1 protein-coding gene is annotated in these 771 nt (G+C 37.0%); it reads left to right on the top strand.

Annotation, left to right across the window (positions count from 1 at the left end; genetic code table 11):
• Nucleotides 1-570: 570 nt before the first annotated feature.
• Nucleotides 571-771 (top strand): DUF3575 domain-containing protein (locus JCM10512_RS22650; RefSeq protein ID WP_148298526.1); only part of this gene is annotated, 201 nt, incomplete at its 3' end.

The following is a 771-nucleotide window of genomic DNA, read 5'->3' as shown; positions in this document are numbered from 1 at the left end:
CCTTTTACCATTTTCACAACTTCTACTGCCGCCTTTGCTGTTTTTCGGCAATTGTCGCACAGTTTATGTGCCGGTTTGCGTGCATTCTTCATATTTGCTTCATTATTAGTTTATTAAGTCAATGTTTTACAAATGTTTCACAAATTTCTTTTGGTTTTTGCTCACTAGCCGTCTTTACTGTACTAGTAACCAGTCTCCTTCGATCCTTTCTTTTCTTTCCCTCTCAAATAATGTTTCACAAATGTTTCACAAGTTATTTTTTAGGGCATAATAATGCTTTGTAATTCATTGTCTGTCAGTGTTGTACGTTTCAAGTAAAAACCCCTCCGACACTCTACAAGTGTCAGAGGGGTTAAGTCCGAATTCTATGAAGCTCAGAAATATGCTTTAAATGGCATTTTATAGTTGTTTTTTACTGATTTAACTCTCTTGTTGGAAAAGAGAAATTAAAACTATTGGGTAAAGTAAGCATATATAGGTGATATTTCATAATGTATTATTCTTTTTGTGAGAATATAGCGTGTGTTGTGTCTTATTTTCCAGTATTCCATACCCCTAAAATTAGATTGAATGAATAAACTATTGGCAAAACTACTATTGCTGTTTCTCGTCTCACCACTTTTGCTGCATGCTCAGCAACCGTACCCTGCAAACAAAAACTTGCTGGGTGGAGAGTCATTGCCTGTGGCAGCGTTGAAAACAAATCTGCTTACCGATCTGACGGGAACTTTTAACCTGGGTGCCGAGTTTCGCTTGTCGAACTATCTGACC

This window comes from Bacteroides reticulotermitis JCM 10512, assembly GCF_000517545.1.
GTDB lineage: Bacteria > Bacteroidota > Bacteroidia > Bacteroidales > Bacteroidaceae > Bacteroides > Bacteroides reticulotermitis.
The sequence above is the reverse complement of the archived record's forward strand: the minus strand, read 5'-3'. Positions and strand labels throughout refer to the sequence as shown.